18 protein-coding genes are annotated in these 25,572 nt (G+C 45.0%); 7 read left to right on the top strand and 11 right to left on the bottom strand.

Annotated elements, in window-relative coordinates:
* Positions 1–99: 99 nt before the first annotated feature.
* Positions 100–1,950 (top strand): excinuclease ABC subunit UvrC, encoded by a 1,851-nt coding sequence (gene uvrC / locus N4A56_RS03495; RefSeq protein WP_295545088.1) that lies wholly within the window; start codon positions 100–102, stop codon positions 1,948–1,950.
* Positions 1,951–2,477: 527 nt separating this feature from the next.
* Positions 2,478–2,765 (top strand): phage regulatory CII family protein, encoded by a 288-nt coding sequence (locus N4A56_RS03490; RefSeq protein WP_293669003.1) that lies wholly within the window; start codon positions 2,478–2,480, stop codon positions 2,763–2,765.
* A gap of 125 nt (positions 2,766–2,890) precedes the next feature.
* Here the strand turns inward: N4A56_RS03490 and mnmA are convergent, their stop codons facing one another.
* The 7 genes from mnmA to N4A56_RS03455 all read right to left on the bottom strand — a co-directional run bounded on the left by mnmA (position 2,891) and on the right by N4A56_RS03455 (position 13,971).
* Positions 2,891–3,931, bottom strand: a complete 1,041-nt coding sequence (gene mnmA, locus N4A56_RS03485; protein WP_295545086.1) for a tRNA 2-thiouridine(34) synthase MnmA — start codon at positions 3,929–3,931, stop codon at positions 2,891–2,893.
* 435 nt (positions 3,932–4,366) lie between these two features.
* Positions 4,367–5,830, bottom strand: a complete 1,464-nt coding sequence (gene gatA / locus N4A56_RS03480; RefSeq protein ID WP_295545084.1) for an Asp-tRNA(Asn)/Glu-tRNA(Gln) amidotransferase subunit GatA — start codon at positions 5,828–5,830, stop codon at positions 4,367–4,369.
* A gap of 18 nt (positions 5,831–5,848) precedes the next feature.
* Positions 5,849–6,133, bottom strand: coding sequence for an Asp-tRNA(Asn)/Glu-tRNA(Gln) amidotransferase subunit GatC (gene gatC, locus N4A56_RS03475; RefSeq protein ID WP_293668999.1), 285 nt, complete (start codon positions 6,131–6,133; stop codon positions 5,849–5,851).
* Positions 6,134–6,148: 15 nt separating this feature from the next.
* Complete coding sequence (locus tag N4A56_RS03470) at positions 6,149–8,344, bottom strand: penicillin-binding protein activator (RefSeq protein ID WP_295545082.1); 2,196 nt, start codon at positions 8,342–8,344, stop codon at positions 6,149–6,151.
* A gap of 133 nt (positions 8,345–8,477) precedes the next feature.
* Complete coding sequence (gene dnaK / locus N4A56_RS03465) at positions 8,478–10,415, bottom strand: molecular chaperone DnaK (RefSeq protein WP_295545080.1); 1,938 nt, start codon at positions 10,413–10,415, stop codon at positions 8,478–8,480.
* Positions 10,416–10,801: 386 nt separating this feature from the next.
* Positions 10,802–11,359 carry a nucleotide exchange factor GrpE gene (locus N4A56_RS03460; protein WP_293668994.1) on the bottom strand — a complete coding sequence of 186 codons (558 nt, stop codon included), beginning with the start codon at positions 11,357–11,359 and terminating at the stop codon, positions 10,802–10,804.
* 467 nt (positions 11,360–11,826) lie between these two features.
* Positions 11,827–13,971, bottom strand: coding sequence for an AsmA family protein (locus tag N4A56_RS03455; RefSeq protein ID WP_295545078.1), 2,145 nt, complete (start codon positions 13,969–13,971; stop codon positions 11,827–11,829).
* Between the two features lie 204 nt (positions 13,972–14,175).
* On the opposite strand from N4A56_RS03455, the gene N4A56_RS03450 reads away from it, so the two are divergent.
* Both N4A56_RS03450 and N4A56_RS03445 read left to right on the top strand, forming a co-directional pair.
* Complete coding sequence (locus N4A56_RS03450) at positions 14,176–15,732, top strand: cobyric acid synthase (RefSeq protein ID WP_295545076.1); 1,557 nt, start codon at positions 14,176–14,178, stop codon at positions 15,730–15,732.
* Positions 15,733–15,922: 190 nt separating this feature from the next.
* Positions 15,923–16,984 (top strand): hypothetical protein, encoded by a 1,062-nt coding sequence (locus N4A56_RS03445; RefSeq protein ID WP_295545074.1) that lies wholly within the window; start codon positions 15,923–15,925, stop codon positions 16,982–16,984.
* Positions 16,985–17,101: 117 nt separating this feature from the next.
* Here N4A56_RS03445 and N4A56_RS03440 read toward each other — a convergent pair whose 3' ends face one another.
* From N4A56_RS03440 to N4A56_RS03430, 3 genes are read right to left on the bottom strand one after another with little or no spacing between them, the layout of a single operon-like run.
* Positions 17,102–18,046: a hypothetical protein gene (locus tag N4A56_RS03440; RefSeq protein WP_295545072.1), complete on the bottom strand. Its 945-nt coding sequence runs from the start codon at positions 18,044–18,046 to the stop codon at positions 17,102–17,104.
* Entirely contained in the window at positions 18,046–18,402 is a 357-nt protein-coding gene (locus tag N4A56_RS03435) for a PqqD family protein (RefSeq protein WP_295545070.1), read from the bottom strand. Before N4A56_RS03435 ends, N4A56_RS03440 begins: the two co-directional genes overlap by 1 nt.
* A 28-nt stretch (positions 18,403–18,430) precedes the next feature.
* Positions 18,431–19,339 carry a hypothetical protein gene (locus N4A56_RS03430; protein ID WP_293668986.1) on the bottom strand — a complete coding sequence of 303 codons (909 nt, stop codon included), beginning with the start codon at positions 19,337–19,339 and terminating at the stop codon, positions 18,431–18,433.
* A gap of 437 nt (positions 19,340–19,776) precedes the next feature.
* On the opposite strand from N4A56_RS03430, the gene N4A56_RS03425 reads away from it, so the two are divergent.
* Complete coding sequence (locus N4A56_RS03425) at positions 19,777–21,327, top strand: SpoIIE family protein phosphatase (protein ID WP_295545067.1); 1,551 nt, start codon at positions 19,777–19,779, stop codon at positions 21,325–21,327.
* 209 nt (positions 21,328–21,536) lie between these two features.
* Here the strand turns inward: N4A56_RS03425 and N4A56_RS03420 are convergent, their stop codons facing one another.
* Positions 21,537–22,502 carry a hypothetical protein gene (locus N4A56_RS03420; protein WP_295545065.1) on the bottom strand — a complete coding sequence of 322 codons (966 nt, stop codon included), beginning with the start codon at positions 22,500–22,502 and terminating at the stop codon, positions 21,537–21,539.
* Positions 22,503–22,826: 324 nt separating this feature from the next.
* Between N4A56_RS03420 and lepA the strand changes: the two genes are divergently transcribed.
* Both lepA and lepB read left to right on the top strand, forming a co-directional pair.
* A complete protein-coding gene (gene lepA, locus N4A56_RS03415; protein ID WP_295545063.1) occupies positions 22,827–24,632 on the top strand; it encodes a translation elongation factor 4 in 1,806 nt (601 codons plus the stop codon).
* Positions 24,633–24,677: 45 nt separating this feature from the next.
* Complete coding sequence (gene lepB, locus N4A56_RS03410; RefSeq protein ID WP_293668981.1) at positions 24,678–25,337, top strand: signal peptidase I; 660 nt, start codon at positions 24,678–24,680, stop codon at positions 25,335–25,337.
* The last annotated feature ends 235 nt before the right edge of the window (positions 25,338–25,572 follow it).

The raw sequence follows: 25,572 nt of genomic DNA, 5'->3' as shown, positions 1-25,572 counted from the left end.
GTGCTGTTATAGATGGAAATGATATTTTATACCCTCGGTGACGTGTATGCTAAAAGGCAGCAGTAAAAGACGCTGTACAACAATGAGATACAGGTAGTTATGGAACCAATAGATTTGAAGACTATTCCCGTTTCACCGGGAGTCTATTTATATAAAGATGCACATGGGCGCGTTGTCTATGTGGGGAAGGCGAAGCACTTGCGAAAGCGAGTTGCGTCGTATTTTCGTCCGCCTGAGACGCAGACACCTAAGACGCGGGCAATGTTGCGGCAGGCACAGTCTATTTCTACGTTGATAACAACAACGGAGAAAGAAGCACTTTTGCTTGAAGCAAGCCTTATTAAGAAGCATAGACCGCGATATAATATTTTGCTGCGCGATGATAAGCAGTATGTACTTTTCAAGCTGAATAAAAAGCACAAGTGGCCTCGGCTGACATTGACGCGCAAGGTGCTTAAAGATGGTTCAAAATATTTTGGTCCGTTCACCTCGTCCCATTCTGCGTGGCAAACGCTCAAAGCTATTCATAAGGTGTTTCAGTTGCGGAGATGTGCAGACAGAGCTTTCGCAAATAGGGTGCGCCCTTGTCTGTATCACCATATTGGACAGTGCCTTGCGCCATGTTGTCTTGAAATTTCGCACGATGATTATCTTGAACAAGTTCAGCGGGTAGAATTGTTGCTGTCTGGAAAATCTAATGAATTGGTCGAAGCTTTGACGGAGAAGATGTATGCGGCTTCGGAAATTATGGACTTTGAAACAGCTGCCCAGTTGCGAGATCAGATTAAAGCGGTAGAGGTGACGGTCGAGAAACAAGCGGCAGTTATTCCGACTGCTCATGATATGGATGTTATCGGACTCGGTGAAACTGATGCAGGACTGGCTCTTGGTATTTTGTTTATCCGCGGCGGGATTCTTATCGACAAAAAATACTATTTTTGGGCAGGACTTGGGCTGGAGGAAGCCCCTGAGTTACTTCAATCGTTTATTGCTCAGTATTATGGCGTGAACAGCTTTGTTCCTTCGCGCGTGGTTGTTCCTTGGGGAAATGATGTGCTTGGGGATGAGACAAACAGCGAGCCGTTAGCAGCACATGCAGAAGCGTTGACAGAGCTTCGTGGTATGTTGGTTCGTGTTGCACCACCACGTAATGATACAGAAAGCAAGCTTGTAACCATGGCAACAGCGAACGCAATTGATGATTCCAAAAATAAACGCGCTGTCAGTCCGCTTACTATTCTGCAAAAAAAATTAGGCATGGCAGAAGAACCTTACCGTACTGAAATTGTCGATGTTTCCCATACCTCTGGTAAAGATACGCGGGTAGGTATGGTTGTTTTTGAAGGTGATGCACCTGCAAAAGATCAGTACCGAACTTACGCATTTTCTGATGAAGAAAGTGGCGGAGATGACTACGGTGTGCTTGCATTATGGATGAAGCGTCGCCTTGAGTCTGGTCCTCCGTGGCCTGATTTATTGCTGATTGATGGCGGGCGTGGACAATTGAACGCTGTGACAAGTGTGCTCGAAGCGCATGGGCAAAGTAGTTTATGCACTGTGATTTCTATTGCAAAAGCACGCAAAGATGAATCCGGCAGAGCAGATAGGCGCAAGGGGAATATTGAAGATAGAATTTTCCTGCCCGGACGATCTAATCCTTTGCAACTAAAAGCCGGAGCACCAGAGTTACTGCTTTTGCAGCATATGCGTGACCTTTGCCATGACTACTCTATTGGTCGGCATAGAAGAGCGCGAGCAGGAAGAGCTTTAACGGGTGAACTTCAGCGTATTCATGGTATTGGACCAAGCATGGCAAAAAAGCTATGGGCGCAGTATTCTTCTGTTAAAGAAATGGCAGAAGCATCTGTCGAGGATTTAATGAAAATTGAAGGTGTTGGCAGAAAAAAAGCCGAGGCAATTTATTCAGGGCTTTCTGTTTTTCGCAGCTAATTACGTTAGTGTAACTCAGGATAAGGAGTACTTACTTTATATGCTAACGGTAGTACGTCTATATATCACAGCTTTCATGTAAGCTATCCTATGAAAATGTTTTAATTTGTTGCAATATTATGTCAAAAAAGGCTACAAGTGATTTGTTGTATTTATGTCTAGTATCAAGTACATAAATTTAAAAAAACAGATTTTCTATAAAAGATATAAAATATGTTGAGTATTAACTAATATGTGTATACGTTAGTACTCACTTACAGGAAAGAGGTCATACGTTTTCAGAAAACTGCATGGTGAGATAAAATTTCAGTCTCAATTATGCTCTGAAAATAAGCTATATATTTGGGAGTTTGTATAGGGTGTTGCTTTAACATGAAACATGAGGAGGTATTATCACATTAGGCGTAGTGTGATGATATAAAACACGTTGGTTTCTCACAGGTTACGCATAGTAAAACCTCAAATGGCGTATTGGGGTGTGATAGACTGATAGTGACTCCTCGTAGCAATGTGTAGGGAGAGTTATGATGCGTTCTGAGTTAACTAAAATTGTCCATGAACTGGTGTTAAACAGTCCAATTCCAGCAAAAGCACTCGCGAAAGAAATCGGCAAGCCGTATTCTACCTTGCTCCGCGAAGTGAATCCGTATGATGCCGGAGCTAAATTGGGCGTCGAAACATTAATGGACATAATGAAGAAAACTGGAAACGTTGAACCATTAGAGTACATTGCTCAAGAAATGGGATTTGCAATCGTAGATCCAAAACTTATGACAGAGCCAAATGAAACTGCAACTCTGGCTGATATAGCTTAGCAAGCAGTTACCGATGCATTAGGTTGAGATCAACAACCTCTGTCAGACACTAAAGAGGTTTGCCTTGCGCAAACCTCTTTTTATTGAATGTAAAAAAAGCTCCTGATTTTCAGGAGCTTTTTGCGTTATGTGTACAAGGAGCTTTCTATAATGCCGCCACCTAATACAGTCAGGTCTTCATCATATAAGCAGAATACTTGACCGCTTGCGGGAGGTGATTGTGGTTCAGTATACGTAACAATCAAAATATCATTCTGTTCATGCAGTGTTACGGAGATAGGTTGCTGCCGGTAGCGAGTTCGAGCCAGAAGCTTGGTTCCCCAATGCTCCGGGGCAACAAGATAGTTCATATGGCTTACGGTACAGCCTGTGGAAAAGAGTTCCTGCTTAGGCCCCACAACAAGCACATTTTTTTCAAGGTCTTTTTTAATAACGTAGAGCGGCTCTTTCCAAGCAATGCCAAGACCTTTACGTTGCCCTTCTGTATATTGCCACAGCCCGTTGTGCTTGCCGACAATTGTGCCATCGGCAAGTTCCATGTTTCCAGCTGTACCAAGTTCAGCACCTTTTTGAAGCAAAAAAGCGCGATAGTCATCATTGGGAACAAAACAGATTTCCTGACTTTCACTTGGGTATGCTGGTACAATACCTCGTTCAGCCAACTCTGCTTTGATGTCTTCTTTTTTCATTTTTCCCAGAGGAAAGAGTGCTTTTTCCAATTGTGACTTAGGAACAAGTGACAGAAAGTAGCTTTGATCTTTTTTTGGGTCATGACCACGGGATAATGTGCGGCCGTATACTGGGTGATCTTCTAATACTGCGTAGTGACCTGTTGCAATTGTGTCCGCCCCTAATCGTTCTGCTTCACGCAGCAGTGCACCGAATTTCATAGTTGCATTGCAGATTGCACAAGGATTCGGAGTGCGACCCTGTACATATTCGTTCATGAAAGGTTCAACGACGCATTGTTCGAACTCTTCGTGCAAGTCTACTGCGTGAAACGGGATATCCAAGGAAGCACACATGGCGCCAATAGCTTCTTCGCGCTCTTTGCAGGGGGCAAGAAAGTGCGCATGAAGTGCAAAAATATTGTGTCCTTGTTCTTTCAATGTGAGCAAGGCGTAAAGCGAATCTGTTCCGCCGCTGACTGCAACTGCAATAGTCATAGGGTCGTCCTGAGCGTTTATTAGTATATGCCGCTGGCAAGTCTTCATAGCCAGATGTTTTTCTTGTAGTCACAATAAAAGGCTGTTTTTGACTTACTACAGCAGAATGTTTCTATAATAATACCAAAAATTGTAAGAACCGCAGCGTATTGATTGGTTAGGTTAGCTGATATTGCGGTTGCTGGATATATTCAAAATCTGTCAAAGATATGAATACTGAATTTGTCTAGAAGGGATACACTTCCCACTTGAGCTGGGTCAAGAAAGAGTTCTTACGGGTCTTGCCTACCGTAGGAGCTGCAAGCATATATTCTCAGGGAACGTCTCTGATAGCTTGTGAACTTATTTAAGAATCGGATTTATTCATTAAAAAAAGGAAGCCTGCAAGCAAGCTTCCTTTCGATATATCACAATTATGAGTCAGGCTAGTTTATGTTATAATCCTGCTGGAACACCGAGCTTTTCAGTATTTTTTTCAAGAAGAGATGCCACGCTGTAGAGTGTGGCTTCGTCGAACTCTTTACCAAGAAGCTGTAGACCAACAGGCATATTGCTATCTGCACCTAAACCAACAGGAAGAGATAAGCCCGGAAGCCCTGCAAGGTTAAGGGAAATAGTGTAAATATCCATGAGGTACATTTTTAGCGGGTCGCTTGTCAGCTCACCAACATTCCACGCTGTTACAGGAGATGCAGGACCTACGAGTACGTCGCATTGCTCAAGTGCTTTCAAGTAATCTTCGCGAATAAGGCGACGAACCTGTGCAGCTTTTTTGTAGTAGGCATCGTAATAGCCGGAAGAAAGTACATAAGTACCGAGCATAATGCGGCGCTGTACTTCATCCCCGAAGCCTTCAGAGCGGGATTTTACGTAGATATCAAGCAGATCTTCTGCTTTGTCACTGCGGTAGCCGTACCGTACGCCATCAAAACGGGCGAGGTTTGAACTGGCTTCAGCCATAGCGATAATGTAGTAGGTTGCAATCGCGAAAGAAGAATGCGGAAGCTCAACTTCTACAAGTTCAGCACCGAGTTCTTCTAACTTAGCAACAGCAGCTCGGCATGAAGACTCAACTTCAGCATCAAGACCTTCTGCCCAGAATTCTTTAGGCAAACCAATTTTGAGACCTTGTAAGTCTTTGCGATCAAGTGCTGCAAGGTAGTCATCAACAGGTACATCGACGCTGGTAGAATCTTTTGCATCGTGACCAGCAATAACCTGAAGCATACGCGCGTTGTCTTCAACAGAGCGTGTCATAGGACCAATCTGATCCAGAGAAGAGCCATACGCAACCATACCACGGCGTGAAACACGACCATAGGTCGGTTTGAGACCGACACAACCACAAAGGCTTGCAGGCTGGCGGATAGAACCACCTGTGTCTGTGCCCAACGTACCAAATGCCTGCGATGCTGTTACGGATGCTGCGGAACCACCGGAAGAACCACCCGGAACTTTGTTGAGATCCCAAGGGTTTTTAGTGGCTTTGTATGCAGAGTTTTCTGTGGAGGAACCCATAGCAAATTCATCCATATTGGCTTTACCAATGAGGATGGCTCCGGCTTCCTTCAATTTTGCAATGGCAAATGCATCGTAAAATGGTTCGAAGTTTTCAAGAATTTTAGAACCGCAAGTGGTCTTAGTGCCTTTGGTACAAAGCAAGTCTTTAACGGTAAGCGGAATACCCCAAAGAGGCTTGCTTTCGTCAGGACCAGCTTCATCCATGGCGCGCGCCTGTTCACGAGCTTCCTCAGCCTGAACAGAAATAAGAGCCTGAATGGAAGGTTCAGTTTCTTCAATACGTGCAAGGCACGCTTCAACAACTTCAGTAACGGTGAGCTCTTTAGCAAGCAGCAGCGAGCGGATTTCACTTAGGGATTTATCGTACAAAAATGACATGTGGAATAAACTCCGCCGTTAAACAATCTTAGGAACAATAAAGAATTTGCCGTCTGTTTCCGGTGCGTTGGAAACAATCTCTTCGCGTGTAAAGTCTTTTTCAACTTTGTCTTCACGTAGCGGAGTAGGCTGTTCAACAGGGCTGTACAACGGTTCGGTTCCAGCTGTGTCGAGTTCGTTCAATGTGTCCATGTATTTCAGAATATCTTCAAACTGACCTGCGAACAGGCGTTGTTTTTCATCGTCGAGTTCAAGTCGGGCCAGCTTGGCAATTTGTGCTACCCGTTCAGGAGTAATGCTCATCGAGGTGGTCTCCGGTTATTGAGAAGTGGCTGGCGTAGTTTCAAAAGAGAACAGGCCGGAATTTTCAGCCTCGGCTGTTTCTGTTGTATGAACATCGTTAGCAGCTTCATTACGCTGCATACGGTATTCTTCAATAGTCAGTCCGAGTTCTTTTGCTTTGTCAGTGTCTGCCTCGTCCTTCATCATCTGGATACGCTCATCGTGGCGCACACGCACTGCGTTGAGACGGTTAGCAAATGATTCTGGATTAATTGGTACAAAACCGTTTCTGGAAGGGCGGAACAGGAACAGATTTTCAGAAGCAAGACCGTCTGCATCCCATGAAATTGGAGCGATACTCCAGTCCATGCTCTGTGCAGATGCAAGCTCTTCGTTCACAGTGTCGTCATCCCAGTCAGCAGGCATGGAACCCATTCCTGCGGCGAGGCGGATAAAGTCGTACCCAAGTCCTACCCATGCATCCGGTTTACCGAGTCCTGCATCATCCATTGCCTGAACCAACTGCTTGGAGGCATTGGTCGGGGTGAATGGATTCCAGATACCCGGGAAGATAGCAAGCTTGAAATAGCGTGATTCCAGCTTTCTACCGGCAGATAATCCCTGTTCCCACAGTGTAGGGCCGAGGAATACAGCACGGTCTTCCTGATGGAAGAAGAAGTGCGGAATAATAGATTCCATGTTCTTCCAGCTATCGGGAAGGAAAACAGCCTGAAATGCCGGTTTGTACGGCAAGTCTTTGTACTGTTCTTGACTTGAGGCATTTGTGAAACTTCCGTCAGCAGCGTGCAGTTCTTGATTTTCCTGATCGCTTTGGACAAGAAGTTTTTTTACGTCTTTTGACCAACCCTGAGGCTGGTTTGGAGTATAGCTTGCTGTGAGCACAGGGTATTCAGTTTGCTGACTGGCACGTTCTACAAACAGTTGCGACATATGCTTACCGTAATTTTCATCAGGGTATAATGCTGCAAAGTTGTTAATGCCAAGGTTGAACTGTGCGAAGTTCAGCAATGTTTGAATTTGATCTTTAGGACTTGAGAAGAATCTCCATGCATCCTCGCCTTCTGTTCCCGCAGGGAGTGAAGAAAGGAAGGTGAAGAAAGCATGTTTTTCTGTAAGGTCTTTATCGTAGATTTTACGGAAAACATCTTTACGCAGTGGGCCGCCAACAATGGTGAAACCTTTTGGGAGAGCCGCGAGTTCCTGCTCCCAAGTTGCAGATTCGGTGTTAATAACTTTCAGGGCAAAGTTGTATCCATTGTTTGTTAACTGCCAATGCGCAATACCTGCGCCACGTACAATTTTCCACCCGATGGAACCGTAAGGACCTGTGAGAGGAAGAGTAAGGGCAATGCCGTGCGTTGGCTCACCGAATTCTTTTTTGAGTGGGGCAAGCACAGCGTCGATGATTGTCGGGTCTGCAAGTTTACCTAAAGAGCGGAGACGCTCAATAGCTGCCCATGCGGACGGCCAGTTTTGCTCATCTCCCGCAGCACGACGGGCTTTTTCCAGCAGAACAAGAGAGTACGGGTAGGTAATCTCATTTTCTGGAGTCAGAAAGCCGGAAATGGTTGCGAGTAACTGTGCATCAATAGCGTTAAGTTCTGCGAAAAGACTGCGCTCCAGAGCAGCTTTGTATTTTTTGCTAGGAGCTTTCGCGTAAAGATCTTCGAGTGATGTGAGAGCTGCGCCAGTGTTTCCTTTTCGCCATTCTACTCCGGCAAGAAGGAGGGCAGCGTTAGCGCGCAGTCCCCAAGGGTTAGAAGTTTTTGCATATGTGGATTCAAGGATTGCAAGCGATTTGTGTGCTGGAAGTTGTTTAACCGCCATCATCCACATGTCTTGCCATTCGGTGCTATCAATTACACCGGGTTGATTTGATTCCCATTTGTCCAGAGCTTGCAAGCCGAGGGTAGCTCTACCGCTTTTAATAGTGCTAAGTGCGTAATAGCGCCAAGCACTGCGCTTTTGTGCTCGTGTCAGGTTCTGCTTTTGCAGAATTCTGTCATAGAGCGAGCTGGCAGCAGTGTAGTCCCCGCTATTGTAGGCGGCAAGAGCTTGCTCAGACAGCTGCTGCTCTGCGCCTTTAGAAGGAGAAGCTTGCGGAGTTACAATGACTTTTTTCCCACACCCAGTAAGAGAAGCCACCGTAAGTGCCATAACCAGGAGTGTAATTATTACACTGCGTAATGATAGAGAAAATGTATCTTTCATATAATAATACCGTATAAAAAAATGGCCTGATCCGCATAAGCGCGAATCAGGCCAAGGTAATCATATCAACCGTCAATTGCAAGAGCATGATGTGGGTAAGTGGTGTTATTACCCCATGCTAGCTGAATTATAGCTATTTTACTTCTGTGTAGTCTGCGTCAACAACGTCTTCGTCGTCTTTTTTCTGCTGAGCGCCTGCTGCGCCAGCACTTGCGCCTGCGCCGCAGTCGCCGCCAGGACAGCCGCCTTCTGCACCCTGTGCCTGCTGAGCGTAAAGCTGTTCAGCAAGTTTGTGGGAAGCCTGAGAAAGCTCTTCGCTAGCTGCTTTTACAGCTTCAACGTCGATTTCTTCAGCTTCGAGAAGTTTTTTAAGTGCTTCGGTTTTAGTTTCAAGTTCAGCTTTCAGGTCAGCGTCAAGTTTATCACCAAGCTCACCAATTGATTTCTCAGTGGTGTAGATGAGTGTGTCTGCATGGTTGCGAACTTCGATAGTTTCCTGCTTTTTCTTATCTTCATCAGCATGTGCTTCTGCTTCTTTAACGAGTTTATCAATTTCCTCGTCAGAGAGACCGGAAGAAGCGGTGATGCGGATAGACTGTTCTTTACCGGTGCCAAGGTCTTTAGCGGATACGCTTACGATACCGTTAGCATCGATGTCGAAAGTAACTTCGATCTGTGGAACACCACGTGGAGCTGCTGGGATACCAGTCAGTTCGAAACGACCGAGAGTCATGTTGTCGCCAGCCATTGGACGTTCACCCTGCAGTACGTGAATAGATACTGAAGGCTGGTTGTCAGCAGCGGTGGTAAAGGTCTGAGACTTCTTGGTTGGGATAGTGGTGTTACGCTCGATGAGCTTAGTTGCCACGCCGCCAAGAGTTTCAATACCAAGGGAAAGCGGGGAAACGTCGAGGAGAAGAACGTCCTTAACGTCACCAGCAAGGATGCCGCCCTGAATTGCTGCACCCATGGATACAACTTCGTCAGGGTTTACAGAACGGTTGGACTCTTTACCAAAGAAGTCAGCAACAACTTTCTGTACGAGAGGCATACGGGTCATACCACCAACGAGGATAACTTCGTCGATGTCACCAGGTTTGAGACCTGCATCAGTAAGAGCTTTCTGACAAGGACCTTCTGTGCGTTTTACGAGATCGCCAACGAGGGTTTCAAGCTTAGCACGAGAAAGTTTAAGCATAAGGTGCTTAGGACCTGTCTGGTCAGCTGTGATGAACGGCAGGTTGATTTCGGTTTCCATGGAAGTGGAAAGGTCTTTTTTAGCTTTTTCAGCAGCTTCTTTGAGGCGCTGGAGAGCCATACGATCTGTAGAGAGATCAAGACCGCCGTTTTCGTTTTTAAACTCTTCAACGAGGTAGTTGATGATAGCGAGGTCAAAGTCCTCACCACCGAGGAAGGTGTCACCGTTAGTTGCGAGTACTTCAACAACGTTGTCGCCAACTTCGAGGATAGAAATATCGAAAGTACCGCCGCCAAGGTCAAATACAGCGATTTTTTCGTTTGCTTTTTTATCGAGACCGTACGCAAGAGAAGCTGCGGTAGGTTCGTTAATGATACGTTTTACTTCAAGACCGGCAATTTTACCTGCGTCTTTAGTAGCCTGACGCTGGGAGTCGTTGAAGTATGCAGGAACAGTAATAACTGCTTCAGTTACTTCTTCGCCAAGGTATGCTTCAGCATCAGATTTAAGTTTACCAAGTACCATTGCAGATACTTCAGCAGGGGAGTAGCTACGGCCTTCCACTTCAACGTAAGCTTCGCCGTTTTTACCTTCTACGATTTTGTAAGGAGAGTGTTCAGCCCAACGCTGTACTTCAGGGGAGTTAAACTGACGACCAACAAGGCGTTTAACTGCAAAGATAGTACGCTCTGGGTTTGTTACAGCCTGACGTTTAGCAATATCGCCAACGAGGCGTTCCTTATCGGTGAAACCTACAATAGAAGGCGTAGTACGACCACCCTCAGGGTTGGTTACGCACTTAGGATCTTTACCTTCCATGATGTAGACACAAGAGTTAGTTGTGCCAAGGTCGATACCAATAATTTTACCCATGTTTAAACCTCCTCATGAGAAAACTCTCACGAATGTAATCTTGAATTATAAAGAACCAGAATGGTCTGGCTTTTAGTCTTTGATGTTCCAAAATTTAAGCACGTTTTTTTGTCGGGCAAGGGGCACTTGTTATTTTTTTTGCAACAAAGCCGCACAAGTGCTGTTTGCGGAATGTTGTTTTTAATAAAAAAATCATTTGTATCAGTATGTTCTGTGTTTTTAGGTCAAGAGCAAAAAAAGTTAGAAAAGTTGCCGTTTCAATCTAAAACAGGGGCTATCGATGAGATTATATCATGTTTTCATGGTATAAAAAACGGCTGCTGATAGAAATCAGCAGCCGTTCGTGACTTAATCATGCGCAAAGGTGCGCGGTCGTTTGCAGGGGATTATTTTCCGCCGGAAACGATAACTTTTGCAGGGCGCAGCAGACGGTCTTTCAGTTTGTAACCACGCTGCATGACCTGTTTAACATGCCCTTCCGGCACTTCATCACAGTTTTCCTGTCCTACTGCTTCGTGCACTTCAGGGTTGAATTCGTCGTGTTTTTCGCCAAGCTGGCAAAGACCATGACGCTCAATAGCTTCAATAAGAAGCTTCTGAGTCATTTCAACACCGATGAGCATGTTCTCACAGCCTTCAAGGTTGCGACCATAATCGATTGCAAGCTGGAGGTTGTCGAGAGTCGGGAGCAGGTCGCCAAGAACGGATTCTGTTGCATATTTGAACTGTTCTTCACGTTCGCGCTGCAAGCGTTTTTTGAAATTTTCCATTTCTGCAAGGCAGCGGATACGCACTTCTTCAGCATCCTGCATGGTATCGCAGTCAGGACAAACACGGTCTTTAGCAAGCTTCTGTAACTCATCGTCAGAGATTACAATTTCAGTGTGCTCTTCCTGTTCTACTGCTTCTGCTGTTTCTTCCGGTTTCACAGTGTCTTCACCCATTCTGGCTAGCTCCTTATATTCTTATGCTGCTTACTCTATCAGTAAAAACAGCAGCGAATTTTTAGTGCAAATATATTTTTTCTGAACATCCGTAGTTCAGATTTTCAGTACAACGCTATCTGCTTGGATGCAGAAAGCTGTGTGATGCAAGCTCCTGCTTATCCTAGCACATCGTGTACAGACGGGTAACAACGAGGTATCCACCTGTCAAGATGTCGAGGTAAGATTGGTTTTGAATGAGTGATGTAACCTATTGAAAGTAAATATGTTATTGAGGTGCGTGTTTGCGCAATATTTTCAATTGCCAGCCGCTTTTTGGAGCAAGTGTATATGACATTTATACGAACTGTGTGACGTTGCTTGCGTTTTGTTCTGGTGAAGATGGCAATTGTGGCAAAAAAACGGCTGCCTTTCTGGTGAATGGCAGCCGTATGTGTAGTATGTGTTTTTTTTGATTTCGACAGAGGTTATTTGAAAAGGTTTTTTAACCCTTTTTCAAGCCGCTTGAGCGGGTCTTTTCCCTCATCGTCTTTATCGAGTAATGTTTTAGTGACATCTTCGATAGAAGACCCAAGGAAGCGTTTTAGATCAACACCGTATTTAGGCTTGGACAGCTTGCCGCTGACAACAACCGGAATCATCGGCACGTTATCGAATTTGATTTCGGCTTTATAGTGAACGGAGTCGGATGCAAGGTTTGCAAAGCCGCTTCCTTTAGCGTCCATCTCTGCTGCTTTCACCATGAAGTCATTGTTAGAAACACGTCCATTTTTTGCGAACAGGGTTCCACGGATTACTTCATATGGCTGAGCCGTAAGGGAGCTTTCGATTTTCTCTCGTGTCTTTCCTTGGAACAACTCAAGGGAGCCTTTCGGTAAAATATCTAACCCTTGCAATGTGCCGTTTGTAGCATTGAACGTTGCTTTACCGTTAAGCGTTCTGCCGACTGTTTCTTTAGTCATGCCGTAGGCAGACATTGAGGCGTTCAGGAAAAGTGAACCGCTGATGTACTCGGTTCCTGCAAGTGTTTTAGTGATATTACCTAAATCCATTTTATCAGTCGTGACTGTGATTGATGAAATAGGTAGTGCTCCACGCAGATCGGTTTTGACCGTGCTGTTCACCTTACCGTTAAAGACGGTAAAATGCAGCGGGTCTACAGTCACAATACCGTCTTTGCCTTTTCCCATGATTTTAATGTCGGAAACTGCAAGCTCTTTTACAACTAATTTGTTGATAGCGATATCAACTGCTGCATCCAGTTTTGCTAATGTTTCTGGCGCAAAGGCTTTTTCGATGTTCTTTTGAGCATTTTGCTCTACGTTTGTGTTTCGACCTTTGACTGCGGATTTTGCTTTAGCTTTCTTCTTAGCAGGCTTTTTGCCTTTCTTGCTCGTGTTGTCTTCTTTGCTAAGTAGGTCTGCGAGCGCGATATATGGATCGAGATTCAGGTATTCTGCATTAAATCGCAGGCGTAACTGCGGGTCTTTTCCAAAAAAGTACAGGAAATCGCCATTGAGAGGATGCCCGCTCAGGCTTCCCTGAATATCGTTGAGTGCAATGTTGTCAGGAAACAGCTTGAGCTGTGTGGATACTGTAAGTTCTGAATTGTCATTTTCCGGCTGTGGAGCAGAAACACCAAGCGCTTTGGCAACTTCTCTGTAGTCTGCATTTACAGCGACATTTGCCTGCACATTCAAATCCTTGGCGTATGCCACCTTGCCATCAAGATTCATTGTTGTGTTGTATGTGGAAAGCTCTCCTTTGCGGATAGCAATATAATTATCTTTAATATGAGCAGTAAGGGAAGAGTGCATACGGATGCTAGCTTCGCCACCTGGGATTACTGTACCTTCCGGTTCAAGAACAACATGGAGATCAGTAATATCAACGACAGTTAAGTCTGCGGAAGGTGTTGCTTCTACAGTCAATTGGAAGGGTGAGATTACTGCTGGTGCTGTTGACTCAGCCACCCCGCTTACTTTGAGTTCAAAAGGTTCCCCTGCACGGAATGCAGAAGACGAAAGCGAAAGGGCGATAACAGAATATTTTTTCCCGTTACGTAAGTTTTCGTACGTAATGTTGGTGTCAGTAATAGAAAGAGATTCAATAAATAACGCAGCAAGTGCGACAGAGTCTGTAGGGGCTGCTTTCGGCTTTGGCGATTCAATAATAGAGCCGCGGCGCTTAGGTTTGCTTGAAGCTTCTTTAGGTGGTGTGAATGTCCAGTTATTTTTACCAGATTTGTTTTCAATGAGATTAAGTGTGACGCCGCTGAGGATGACGTCAGAAAATTCTAACTCACGATAAAAAAGCGGCATCACTTTGATGCTGGCTTGTGCCTTTTTTACTGACGCGAAAGTTTCCGTCGGGAACCCTTGCGGGTTTGTCATGGAAACTTCGCCAAGGCTTATGCCGAACCACGGGAAGAACGTGAGAGAGATGTCTCCGCTGAAGGTAATTTCTCTGCCTGTGGCATCGTAAACCGCGCTGGTAATTTCTTGTTTGTAATCATTGGGGTCAACTAATGTTGTAAGGGAAACTGCGGCAATAATCAGTAATGCAGCAATAGTACTTATGACCGCCAGAACAATTTTAGCTATCGGATTCATATAAAAGCTCTCTTGTTGAGGGAGAAGATAGCAGAATTAGCCATTGATACTATAGTAAACATGGTAGGCTGTTTTTTCCATAAGCTATGTGAATATACTATATGATATGTATCATAGCTGGATGTCAAATTTCTGCAACTTGCCGAGTCTGTTATATATTTTTTCAGACTGGCAGGTAGAAAGAAAAGCAGGTACAAATTCGGCATGAACAACACTGTCACCACTTCCACCACGCCATCTCTTATGTTGCAGGGAACCAGTTCAAATGCTGGAAAAAGCGTTCTCACTGCGGCTCTTTGTCGAATTCTTTTGCAGGACGGATTATCTGTTGCCCCTTTTAAAGCGCAGAATATGGCGCTTAACTCTTTTGTAACCCCGAATGGTGAAGAGATAGGGCGTGCACAGGCTGTACAGGCTGCTGCATGCCGACTTGAACCGGATGTTCGCATGAATCCGGTATTGTTGAAACCATCATCCGATACTGGTTCACAGGTAATCGTGTTGGGTAAGCCTGTGGCAAATATGCGTGTGCGGGAATATGTTACGTACAAATCAACAGCGTTTGCTCATGTGCAGACTGCCTATGATTCCTTAGCCGCAGAGCATGATGTAATGGTGCTGGAAGGAGCGGGAAGCCCTGCTGAAATCAATTTGAAAGCGCACGATATCGTGAATATGCGAATGGCACAGTATGCTAAAGCAAAGGTACTGCTTGTAGGTGATATTGACCGCGGCGGAGTGTTTGCGTCACTTGTTGGGACTATGGAGTTACTGGATGCATGGGAAAAGGATTTGGTCGCAGGGTTTGTGCTCAATCGTTTTCGTGGTGACGTGACGTTGCTTGACCCTGCTCTTGAGTTTACTACAGACAGGACTGAAAAGCCGTTTTTTGGTGTTGTTCCATATCTTATGCAGCTTGGGCTGCCTGAAGAAGATTCTGTGACATTTAAAGAATCTATCGGCAGGCAGTTGCCTCTGCGGGATGATGCTCTTGATATCGTTTTGGTGGATTTACCACACATCGCTAATTTTACTGATGTAGATGCTTTCGGTATTGAGCCGGATGTAGCGTTGCGTGTTGTTAATTCCGCAGCGCAACTTGGTACGCCGGATTGCATTATCCTGCCCGGTTCGAAAAATACACCAGGCGATTTGCAATGGCTGCATGAGAGCGGTCTGGCAAAAGAGATACTCGCGTTTGCAGAAGCTGGCGGTGTTGTTACTGGTATTTGCGGTGGGTTCCAGATGCTTGGTGAAACAGTTTCTGACCCTTCTTCAATTGAGTATGTTTCGCAGGTGGCGGCAAAAGATATTCAATCTTCAGCGACACAGCAAGGGCTTGGTTTACTAGCACTTCGAACTGTTATGGGTGAAGAAAAAGTGCTTACCAGAGTTACTGGCACGCATGTTCCGACAGGTCAGGCTGTAACAGGATATGAAATCCACCATGGTGTTACAGAGCTGATTGATTCTGGCTCTGAAATGCACCAAGCTATTGTGCGTGAAGATGGCAGCATTATCGGGCACGGGACAGCTGCTTCAAGTGCATTCCATACTATATGGGGAACATATCTTCATGGTGTTTTTGATGATGATGCGTTCCGAAGAGCATTTATTAATGACCTCCGAACTCGAAAAGGGTTGCTACCATTAGACGGTGTTCAGGCTTCTTTTTCTATCGACCCTGCGCTGGATCGACTGGCAGATACGGTGCGTGATGCTCTTGCTATGGATAAAGTATACGAGGTGCTTGGATTATAATCTGCATAGCCTGTATTTAAAAAATGTTATTTCAGGAAAAAAGCTGTTTCCCCAACGGGAGGCAGCTTTTTTCTTGTGGTTGGTAATTCTGCAAGAAGGTGTTCTCAGCCCTGCGTGGTACGCCTCAGTTTGAAGTGGGTTGTGTGTATTATGCCAGTAAATATCTACTTTATTTCCGAACGGAGGGTGTATGACTATTTCAAGCCAGCTTACTGTCCATAGATATGTCGGGGACGGTGTCCAGAATGCATGGCCGGTTCTGTTTACTTTTTTAAAACCGGAGCATGTAAAAGCCGTAAAAACATCTGTGGAGGGTGTGGATACTTCTCTTATGTATGGCTCAGATTATACGGTGGAAGTTGTGGACGGCGGAGGTGGGCGATGTACCGCGCCGCTGGCAAAGGATGAAAAAATTACACTGTTTCTTGATGTTCCATTAACGCAGGAGACTGATTTGCGTAATGCCGGAAAATTGAGTGCAGAAGTTATTGAAAGGATGTCTGATAAACTTACTCTTGCGTTGCAGCAGCAGCGGGATGACATAAAACGATGTGTTCAGGTTCCGCCCTCATCGGACTCCAACCCTCAGCAAGTTATGAAGGATTTGAATGAGTCCGCTGCCATTGCAAAAAGTGCTAAAGACGACCTTATAACTATTAAGCAGGAAACATTGGAGCTGAAACAAGAGAGCGCTGTTGAAGCAGAAAAGGCAAAGACTGTCGTTTCTGATGCAGTGAAGCTGGTTTCTGATGCTCAAAAGTTGATTACTAGTGCTCAGGCTTTGATAAAAGAAGGCATGGGTGGTTCCAGTGCACCAGCAGTTGATGAGCTTTTGAGCGGCATGGTGTTGCCGTTCAAGGGGACTGTGAACAGCGACGGATATCCTGTGAATAGAATGACAGGGCAGGCAGATGCTAAATATGCGCTATGCGATGGTCGAACATATACAGCTCCGGATGGGGTAGGCGTAACTACACCGGACTTGCGCGACAAATTTATTGCAGGTGCAGGCAATAAGTATGCACAGGGAGCAACAGGCGGTGCAGATACAGTCAAGCTGACGATTACAGAAATGCCTGCGCATTCCCATTTGATTCGTGCCCATGATTCTGGTGGATCGTATACGTTTGACGATTTGATGGCATCTAACCGAACAACTACAGCAGAGCGCTCTACTTCTCAAACAGGTGGCTCGCAGGCACATGAAAACCGCCCTCCTTACTATGCCTTGGCATATATGATGAAATTGTAGTTGCTGAGTCTTTAGGCAGGGTAGAAAGCCTGTGGCATTTAATGCAGTTGTAGATAAAACAACGCGCGCTAAACGTTTAAAGCGGAGTAAGAGATAATATCTCCTGCTCCGCTTTTACTATTTGTGGAAAATTGCGTGGGTTCCACTTTTACTCCATGTTTTCCATGGGCTGTTAAGTGTGCCGTTTGAGTAGACCGTGAAATTGTCATTTCGATGGAGGAGGTAGTTGAATACTGCCATATCATTTAATCGGTCGGTTTTGTTAACACGCTCCATTTCTGCACAGGCATTTCTGAGCAATGCAAGGACATTGGCACGTTTTCCTCCAATAATACCGCAGTTGAGAACAGGCTTAGAGGAAAATTCAGGAAATTTCTGTTCGTAGACAGATTGAAGGTGGTTCATCATCCACGGATTTTCTCCAATGGTGTTTATTTCTCCTCCGATAAATATCGAGTACGAATTACGTGTCTTCCATACTGAATATTGCTGCACTAATGCTTCTCGCCATGAGGCAGGATGCTTTGCCGCCGTAAGCAGGCGGGATGCGTCAAAGTAGTCCCACATGGTGCGACGCAGCACAAGGTGAGCTGGATTTCTGTTAAACCATGCATCAGAAATATCTACAATAAAAGCAGTATGGCAGTGGGAGAGCGCTGCAAGTATATCCCGTGCAGCAAAGAACCGTTCATCTGCGATGGTAAATCTCCCCGGTGAGTACGGAACAAAGTGCAGGCTTCCATGCGTGTCCTTTCGGGAGTGCATGGAAAAAAAGAAGCGGCATTTGTCCATAAATTTTTCCGGTAGGCCGTCATGCAATATAATCATGTTGAGACCAAGCCGGACAGCGCTGTGAAACCAGTCTGCAATATAATCGAATGAGGCTGGCTGGACAGAAACGCCGTGCTGAGGGTGAACTTTTTGGGTGAAATATGCCCCGATAACAATATTTTTATCTGTCAGAACATCATTGAGCGTGGCGGCTTGTTCCTTAGTACATAGGAGTGCGCCTGAATTTTCAGTAGGGGGTGGGACATCATCAGATACACGGGCTGCTTGCATTAGCTGTCTCCATCTTTCAAACCTATGATTCCTCGCTTGCCCAATTGACGAATGAACTGGCTGACCGCAACACGGGCTTCTTCCGGATGCAGTTGATAGGTTTTTGAAAGCTCTGTTGCAATACCTTGTACGGAACGCTTGTCATTGATTAACGACCAGCAGAATGTCCCAAGCTCATCAAGCTCGAGGCGTTTTTTTTGTACAGGAGGTTCATGCCCGAATGCTGATGTGAATTTGCTGAACCAAGGACGCATTCGGAGAGGGAAGGACAGGGTTATGTTTTTTGCAGTACGGTTGGTTTCTTCAACCAGTAAATTTCGGACAGGCACACAAGCCATTGCCTTTTGAAGCGACAATGACTGTGTGACCTGTTGATTTTTTTTGTTAGTCGACTTCCACATGATCGCAAATAGATTCCAAAAACGAGTCTGATATTGGGCTGTTCGACCGTATTTCTACAGTGACGAGCTTGTTTTGCCCCTCAACAATCCACGCTGCTCCCCTAATCTGTTGCTGGCTTCCCAGCTTGGAGGATCGGAATAAGCGTTTCATAAAAGAGGGTGCCTCTACATGCTCCCAATGATACCGTTTTTTTGCTCCCGTGGGGAGTATGGATTTGTCTTTGCTGAAGTTTTCTAATGGTAAGTCATATTTTGCGTGCAACCATCTGCGGAATGGTTTCCCTTCCAACACGACGTTGGCAGGACCTAGCCGCGTTATGCAGATAGTTGAAGAGCCTGATTGCAGTTCAAGAACAAATTCGCCCGGTTTAAAAGAGTGGCGAACCAGAGTGGAACCGGCAGGAAGGGCGCAACGGAGTCCGAACATACTAAATGTTACAGGCTCGTCGGCTTTAGTTACTGTAAGAGAAGCAAGAATTTGCCGGATAACGTCGGTATATTGATCGACAGGCGCGTGAACTTGAAGAACCAGAATCGTTTTGGATGCAGCATGCGTGCAGATAGCACCGCTGCCTTGCGCGTGCGAAAATGGCTGAACGTTGAGTAAGGGTTGTAATGCGTTGGTAATAGAAAGCCAACGATCTGTGATAGCACTGTGTTCAGTGCTGAACCCTCTCATTCGTTTGAGTTGCCGAATTATTTCGCCTTCTTTTTTAGGCATGGAACTAGAGTTGGAAACTCTATGCCATTTGATTTCCAGCGCAGGATGTGAATTACGAGAAAAAAGAAGATAACGCTGCTCAATTGCAGCAGGAATCCAGTTATCAGGCATGGTCAGCGTAATGCCGTTCCATGCGGTGGGACTACCGGATATCTCCGATTGGGGGTCCATGCATTTGTCCTTAGTTATAGTTGCACAACGATGCATACAGCGCAGATCCCGCAAGGGAATATATTATATGTTGTCTGTATCGCATCTTCCCGCAATGCGGGTACCGTGAATATAAAAAGTGTGTCACTCAACGTGAGAATACTACAATGGTATCAATATCACTTTTTGAGGACTACTTATATGCTTGAACTACTTTTACCGTGTGGTCAAGCATATTTGTTATGCTAAATAATCTTTGTGTAATATTAATGGATTACAAGTGGTTAGTCTGTGTTGTTTGTGCAGTGCTTGTATAGTGTGCTTATAATAGTTTTTTAAACGAAATTGTTAGTAGTGTTAGTATGTAATGTTCCAGTTAAAAAACAAATTTATGAAGAGGTTGCGCTACCTAATTTTTGTGAAATAAAGCTGTATCATACTTTAATACCGGAGAATTTATGCGTGCGTTTGTGCTCTATTTTGTCGGTTTTTTGATTATTTATATATATAATGGAAGGATTTGTCCTTTTGTTTCTGATCTTCCTGCATGGCAGATTGGATTTATTGTTTTTATTCCACTTGCAGTTGGGTATATGGCGCGCACAATACTTTTTGCACAATTAGTGTTGAAGCAGAAATTAACAGTACAAGCGAGCTTTGTTGGCTGGATTGATTTCAGTATTTTTATTGTTGCCGGATTGGGAATGCTTGCATTCAACACAATAGTGTACGGATTTCCGTTCGTCGAAAGTGGTCTCAAGGTATTTATGGGGACGTTTACTGTCGGTTTTTTTGTAGCGATTGACCTTGCATTGCAACATAACCGTAATGTCATGCAAATGTCTGACTCGATGAAGTGGACGTACTCGTTGCCGCAGGTATACTATCCAATTACAACGAAATTCTTCTTTTTTGGTACAGTTACTATAGTGCTTTTTGCTACGCTGATTATTGCAGTAGTTACCCGGGATTTATTTCTTCTCAGCTCTATGCCTGTGCGGATTAGTCAGCTGCACATTATGCTTACTCGTAAGTCCATAATTATTGATATTGCGTTCATCATGTTGGTGCTTCTTGGTTTCATAGTGAACCTTCTCTATTCTTATTCTCTAAATTTACGCATGTTGTTTAAAGCGCAGACTGGCATTTTAGAGCGAGTGACAGAGGGTGATATGGATGAATTTGTGCCGGTGATGACATCGGATGAATTCGGCGTCATCGCTGGACATACTAATACTATGATTACAGGGCTGCGTGACCGTATTCGTATGATGGAAGGCTTGAAGGTTGCAGGGGAAATGCAGCAGACATTTTTTCCGAAAAAGCGTGTTGAATACGAAGGATTGGATATTGCGGCAACGTCGATATTCAGTGACGAAACCGGTGGTGATTTTTTTGATTTTCTTGAAGGGCTAGGCGATGCTCAGGACGAGACTGTCGTTGTGTTAGGGGATGTGACAGGGCACGGTATAGGTGCTGCATTGCTTATGGCAACAACACGGGCGTATTTGCGAATGCAAGCGGAGTATGAACACTCTCCGGCACATCTTCTTTCCAACACAAATGCATTGTTAGCGAGGGACTGCTACGGAACTGGGCGTTTTGTCACATTGTTCTGCCTACAACTTTCCGGTGAGCAACGGCAAATAAAATGGGCAAGTGCCGGACATGACCCTGCTCTTGTTTTTGATGCGAATACACAGGAGTTTAGAGAGCTAAAGGCGCATGGTTTACCATTGGGAGTCCTGCCGGATACAAAATATGAAGAGGTTTGTTGTGATTCCTTACGTTCAGGAGAAGTGATGCTCATAGGAACTGATGGTATATGGGAAGCTACAGACTCTGAACAAAATATGTTCGGTAAGGAGAGGTTGAAAGCAGTGATTCGCAAAAATTATAATCAGACCTCGGCTGGAATTCTGCATGCAGTAGCAAATGCTGTAAAGGACTTCAGAGGCGAAGAGCCACAGCTTGATGATATTACAATAGTTGTGCTGAAAGCTGAATAATATCTGGTGAGTGAGCTGTCGGGAATTGCAATGCAATTTATGCGGGCTTACTGTTCGATATGTGTAGATAGAATGCGGCTTGCTAAATATGTTTAGTGCAGCATGAGTTGCTCCATATATTGTGATAGATGATTAATAGATGCCGACACAAATAAACCCCATGCCAAGCGTTTTTATGCGCCAGCATGGGGCTTTTTGATCGCAGAATGTTACTGGTATGTTTGTCCGGTGTATGCTTCACGCATAGGAGCGTTCATGAGGTATTCTTGATTATAATTAGGATTCATTTCCTGCGGTGAGCGGTAACCGTGTGGAGTTCCCTGTGGAGCACTTACGGGTACAACTTGGGTTTGCACAGGCTGGCTGTGCATAACTTGCATGGTTCCCGGAGACTGCATTTTCATACGATGGATTCTGTGTAACAGCATATCGCGGGATGTAACATTTAGTCCGTACTCACTGTTGAGCACTTTTTGTTGTCTTTTGAGCTTTCCCATCAGAGCCTTGCGGACTTGCTCACGCTGTACCTCAATGTTTGCACGTTTAGCAGGGGAGTCGAATGCTGAGCGCTGCAAGTTGAGCTTTTCTTGCTTCAGCATAAGCAGTTTGTTGTACATAGGATCAGTTTCTGAAGAAAATTCAGTAAGTGTGCGAAGCAGATTAGCGCGCTGCTGCGGGGTAAGGCTGGCAGCATTTATTTTTGCGCACATAGGGCAACCGCCTTTAAGGGCTGGATGACCTGTCTGGCTGCGATATACCGTCCCTTGATACATACCCATTTGATGATTCATGGTGCTTGGTTGCATCATTTGCTGACGCATACGTATTGATTCGGAACTCATACGCTGTACTGGAGGGTTACGGTGTTTTGTTACGCCGTTTGGAGATGTGTAATGACGAGGCATAGACCCCATTTCAGGGTCCTGCATCATGTGCTGATGCTGCTTCGGCATTTCCTGTCCCATCATTTCGGGATCATGTGACTTTGGTTGTGTCATCGTATCGTGATGCATCATATGCGGCTGATTTGTGCCATGCCGCATGATTGTCTGGTGTTGTGGATTCTGGTGTCTCATGATGCTGCTATGTTGCGACATTTCTTCAGACTGGGCAGCCTGTGGTGCAAAGAGCATAGCTGCGCAGAATATGAACATGCAAATCTTTACCATTCTCATGGTAGAAACTCCTCATGGTTGTGTGTGTTTCAAATCTAAGACCCTAGAGAAAGTAAAACGCATTTGCGGTATGTATTACAGTATTATCGGCTCACGTATCTACTGTTGCGCTATTAAATACAGTGGCTCACAAAAGTAACGTTACCTTGTCAGCAGTCCGGTTTTTCCTGCTTGTCAGAGTTAGACTTTACAGACAGAATGGCGTATGTAAGTACGTTCAACAAGTTACGAAAACAATGGAGTTGCAAGCGTTATAGCGGTTGTAGCTTTTTCATGTATTAGCTTTTTACAGGAGGAGTGCCGGAAACGGCCGTCCGAGACTATATGGCGAAACTGGATAATATTCGAAATTTCAGCATTATTGCACACATCGATCATGGTAAATCAACTCTTGCGGACCGTATTCTTGAAATTACCGGTCTGGTAAGTGAGAGAGACCAGCGTGAGCAGTATCTCGACCGCATGGAGCTTGAACGCGAGCGCGGTATTACCATTAAGGCACAGGCGGTACGTATTCCGTACAAGGCAAAAAACGGTGAAGAATACGTTTTGAACCTTATTGATACTCCGGGTCACGTTGACTTCGGGTACGAAGTATCCCGCTCTCTTGCTGCATGTGAAGGCGCATTGCTTGTTGTGGATTCCACACAGGGCGTAGAAGCGCAGACACTAGCCAACGTGTATCTTGCACTGGATCACGATCACGAGATTGTTCCTGTGCTGAACAAAATCGATCTTCCAAGTGCAGATGTAGACCGTGTTGGATCTGAGATTGAAGAAAGTATCGGTCTTGATGCTACTGAGGCTGTCGGCGTCAGCGCAAAAACCGGTCTGAACGTCGATCAGGTTCTTGAAGCAATCGTAGAGCGTCTGCCTGCTCCTAAAGGTGATAAAGACGCACCTCTCAAAGCACTTATCTTTGACTCTTGGTATGATTCATATCAGGGTGTTATTGTCATGTTCCGTATTGTTGACGGTACCGTTAAGAAGGGTGATAAAATTCGCCTTATGGCTACCGAGAAAGAATACGATATTACCCGTCTTGGTGTGTTTAGTCCTGAGATGGTTGAAATGAAGGAAATGTCTGCCGGTGAGGTAGGTTTCCTTTGTGCGACTATTAAAGAGCTGGGCGATGCGAAAGTCGGTGATACCATTACTCTTGCAAGCAACCCTTCGGAAGAAGCCATCCCGGGTTTTAAAGAAGTACAGCCAATGGTGTACTGCGGCTTGTATCCTTCAGATTCTCAGGATTATGAGAACCTGAAATATGCGCTTGAAAAATTGCAGCTGAATGACGCTGCGTTCCAGTATGAAGCAGAAACTTCGCAAGCGCTGGGTTTCGGTTTCCGTTGTGGTTTCCTTGGGCTGTTGCACATGGAAATTATTCAAGAGCGCATTGAGCGAGAATTTAATATTGATCTTATCGCAACGGCTCCATCTGTTATCTACAAGGTTCAAACAGCAGATGGCATAACGCACGAAGTGGATAACCCTGCAAAGCTTCCTGATCCAAGTAAGACAGAAGCGTTGTTCGAGCCATTTGTACGTTGCGAAATTCACGTTCCAGACGAATATGTCGGAAACGTATTAAAACTTTGCGAAGAAAAACGCGGTATTCAAAAAGATATGAAGTATCTAACAACAAACCGTGTTATCATTACATATGAACTGCCGTTTGCAGAGATTGTGTATGACTTCTTCGATAAATTAAAATCATACACTAAAGGCTACGCCTCCATGGACTACGAGATTGTCGACTATCGCGAAGCCAATCTTGTTAAGCTCGATATGCTTATCAACGGTGATCCGGTAGATGCTCTCGCGACTATCGTTCATAAAGATAAAGCATACTATCATGGTCGTGCGGTAGCGCTTAAATTAAAACGCAGCATTCCGCGTCAGTTATATGAAGTTGTTGTGCAGGCTGCCATCGGGCAGAAGATTATTGCACGAGAACGTAATGCGCCGTTACGTAAAAACGTTACTGCTAAATGTTACGGTGGTGATATTTCACGTAAGCGTAAGCTGCTTGAGAAGCAGAAAGAGGGTAAAAAGCGCATGAAACGCATGGGTAATATTGAGTTACCTCAGGAAGCGTTCCTTGCGGCTCTCAAAATTGGCGACGATTAGATGTGACTGCCCGCGCTGCGGGCTAACTAAGCAGGTATTGAATACATGGGTAATACATCAAGTAAAAGTGGATTGCGGGAATATATTGAAGCCCTCGGGGTAGCACTTATTCTGGCATTGATTATCCGCTCTTTTGTTGTGCAGGCTTTTACTATTCCGTCCGGCTCCATGCTCCAGACATTGCAGATTGGTGACTATCTGCTGGTTAATAAGTTTGCGTACGGTGTCCGTTTTCCGTTTTCAATCAAAGAAACGAATCCGGATGCACCGTCTATGTGGGCACGCTACTCTGTAGTGCAGGGTGGAGAGATGATCTCAGTAGGCGACCCTGAACGAGAAGATATTGTGGTATTTGAATACCCGAAAAATCCTTCCGTTCACTACATAAAGCGTGTCATTGGTATTCCGGGTGACACCATCGAAATTCGCAACAAGGTGCTATACAGAAATGGTCGAAAAATTAACGAACCATATGTGCAGCACACAAAAATGATGCCGGGTCCCGGTGACAACTACGGTCCTGTAATTGTCCCGAAAGGTAAGTACCTCATGCTTGGCGATAACCGTGACGAATCATACGATTCCCGCTTTTGGGGATTTGTTGACCGTGATGCAATAGTCGGCAATGCTTTGATTATTTACTGGTCGATGGACGGTATGCGATCTATTCGTTGGGATAGATTAGGCATGTTAGTTCAGCAGTAAAGGAAGCTAATAAAAAAAATCTCCTGTCAGGAAACTGGCAGGAGATTTTTTTTATGCTCTGCCGTAACACGCAGCAAGTAGTTGTGCGTGTTACAAGCAGAGCTGTCGTTATCTTTGTATTGTATCTGTACCGTATTGTGCAAATGTATAAAAACACTTGCTTGCAGCATTTAGTGTTATGTCACTTTCGGGGCTGATATAGTGATTAATAACCTGCAATGGTTTCATGTTTTTT

The organism is Halodesulfovibrio sp., from assembly GCF_025210605.1.
In the GTDB taxonomy this organism is placed as follows: Bacteria; Desulfobacterota; Desulfovibrionia; order Desulfovibrionales; family Desulfovibrionaceae; genus Halodesulfovibrio.
This window is presented reverse-complemented; position numbering and strand designations above follow the sequence as displayed.

Bases quoted from the DNA above. Each gene is read 5' to 3' on its own strand.
- mnmA (WP_295545086.1), bottom strand. From the start codon at position 3,931: ATGACTATTGCAGTTGCAGTCAGCGGCGGAACAGATTCGCTTTACGCC.
- N4A56_RS03460 (WP_293668994.1), bottom strand. From the start codon at position 11,359: ATGGGTGAAGACACTGTGAAACCGGAAGAAACAGCAGAAGCAGTAGAA.
- N4A56_RS03445 (WP_295545074.1), top strand. From the start codon at position 15,923: ATGACTATTTCAAGCCAGCTTACTGTCCATAGATATGTCGGGGACGGT.
- lepA (WP_295545063.1), top strand. From the start codon at position 22,827: ATGGCGAAACTGGATAATATTCGAAATTTCAGCATTATTGCACACATC.
- uvrC (WP_295545088.1), top strand. From the start codon at position 100: ATGGAACCAATAGATTTGAAGACTATTCCCGTTTCACCGGGAGTCTAT.
- N4A56_RS03450 (WP_295545076.1), top strand. From the start codon at position 14,176: ATGAACAACACTGTCACCACTTCCACCACGCCATCTCTTATGTTGCAG.
- gatA (WP_295545084.1), bottom strand. From the start codon at position 5,830: ATGTCATTTTTGTACGATAAATCCCTAAGTGAAATCCGCTCGCTGCTG.
- N4A56_RS03425 (WP_295545067.1), top strand. From the start codon at position 19,777: ATGCGTGCGTTTGTGCTCTATTTTGTCGGTTTTTTGATTATTTATATA.
- N4A56_RS03470 (WP_295545082.1), bottom strand. From the start codon at position 8,344: ATGAAAGATACATTTTCTCTATCATTACGCAGTGTAATAATTACACTC.
- dnaK (WP_295545080.1), bottom strand. From the start codon at position 10,415: ATGGGTAAAATTATTGGTATCGACCTTGGCACAACTAACTCTTGTGTC.
- N4A56_RS03430 (WP_293668986.1), bottom strand. From the start codon at position 19,339: ATGGACCCCCAATCGGAGATATCCGGTAGTCCCACCGCATGGAACGGC.
- N4A56_RS03455 (WP_295545078.1), bottom strand. From the start codon at position 13,971: ATGAATCCGATAGCTAAAATTGTTCTGGCGGTCATAAGTACTATTGCT.
- N4A56_RS03420 (WP_295545065.1), bottom strand. From the start codon at position 22,502: ATGAGAATGGTAAAGATTTGCATGTTCATATTCTGCGCAGCTATGCTC.
- lepB (WP_293668981.1), top strand. From the start codon at position 24,678: ATGGGTAATACATCAAGTAAAAGTGGATTGCGGGAATATATTGAAGCC.
- N4A56_RS03440 (WP_295545072.1), bottom strand. From the start codon at position 18,046: ATGCAAGCAGCCCGTGTATCTGATGATGTCCCACCCCCTACTGAAAAT.
- gatC (WP_293668999.1), bottom strand. From the start codon at position 6,133: ATGAGCATTACTCCTGAACGGGTAGCACAAATTGCCAAGCTGGCCCGA.
- N4A56_RS03490 (WP_293669003.1), top strand. From the start codon at position 2,478: ATGCGTTCTGAGTTAACTAAAATTGTCCATGAACTGGTGTTAAACAGT.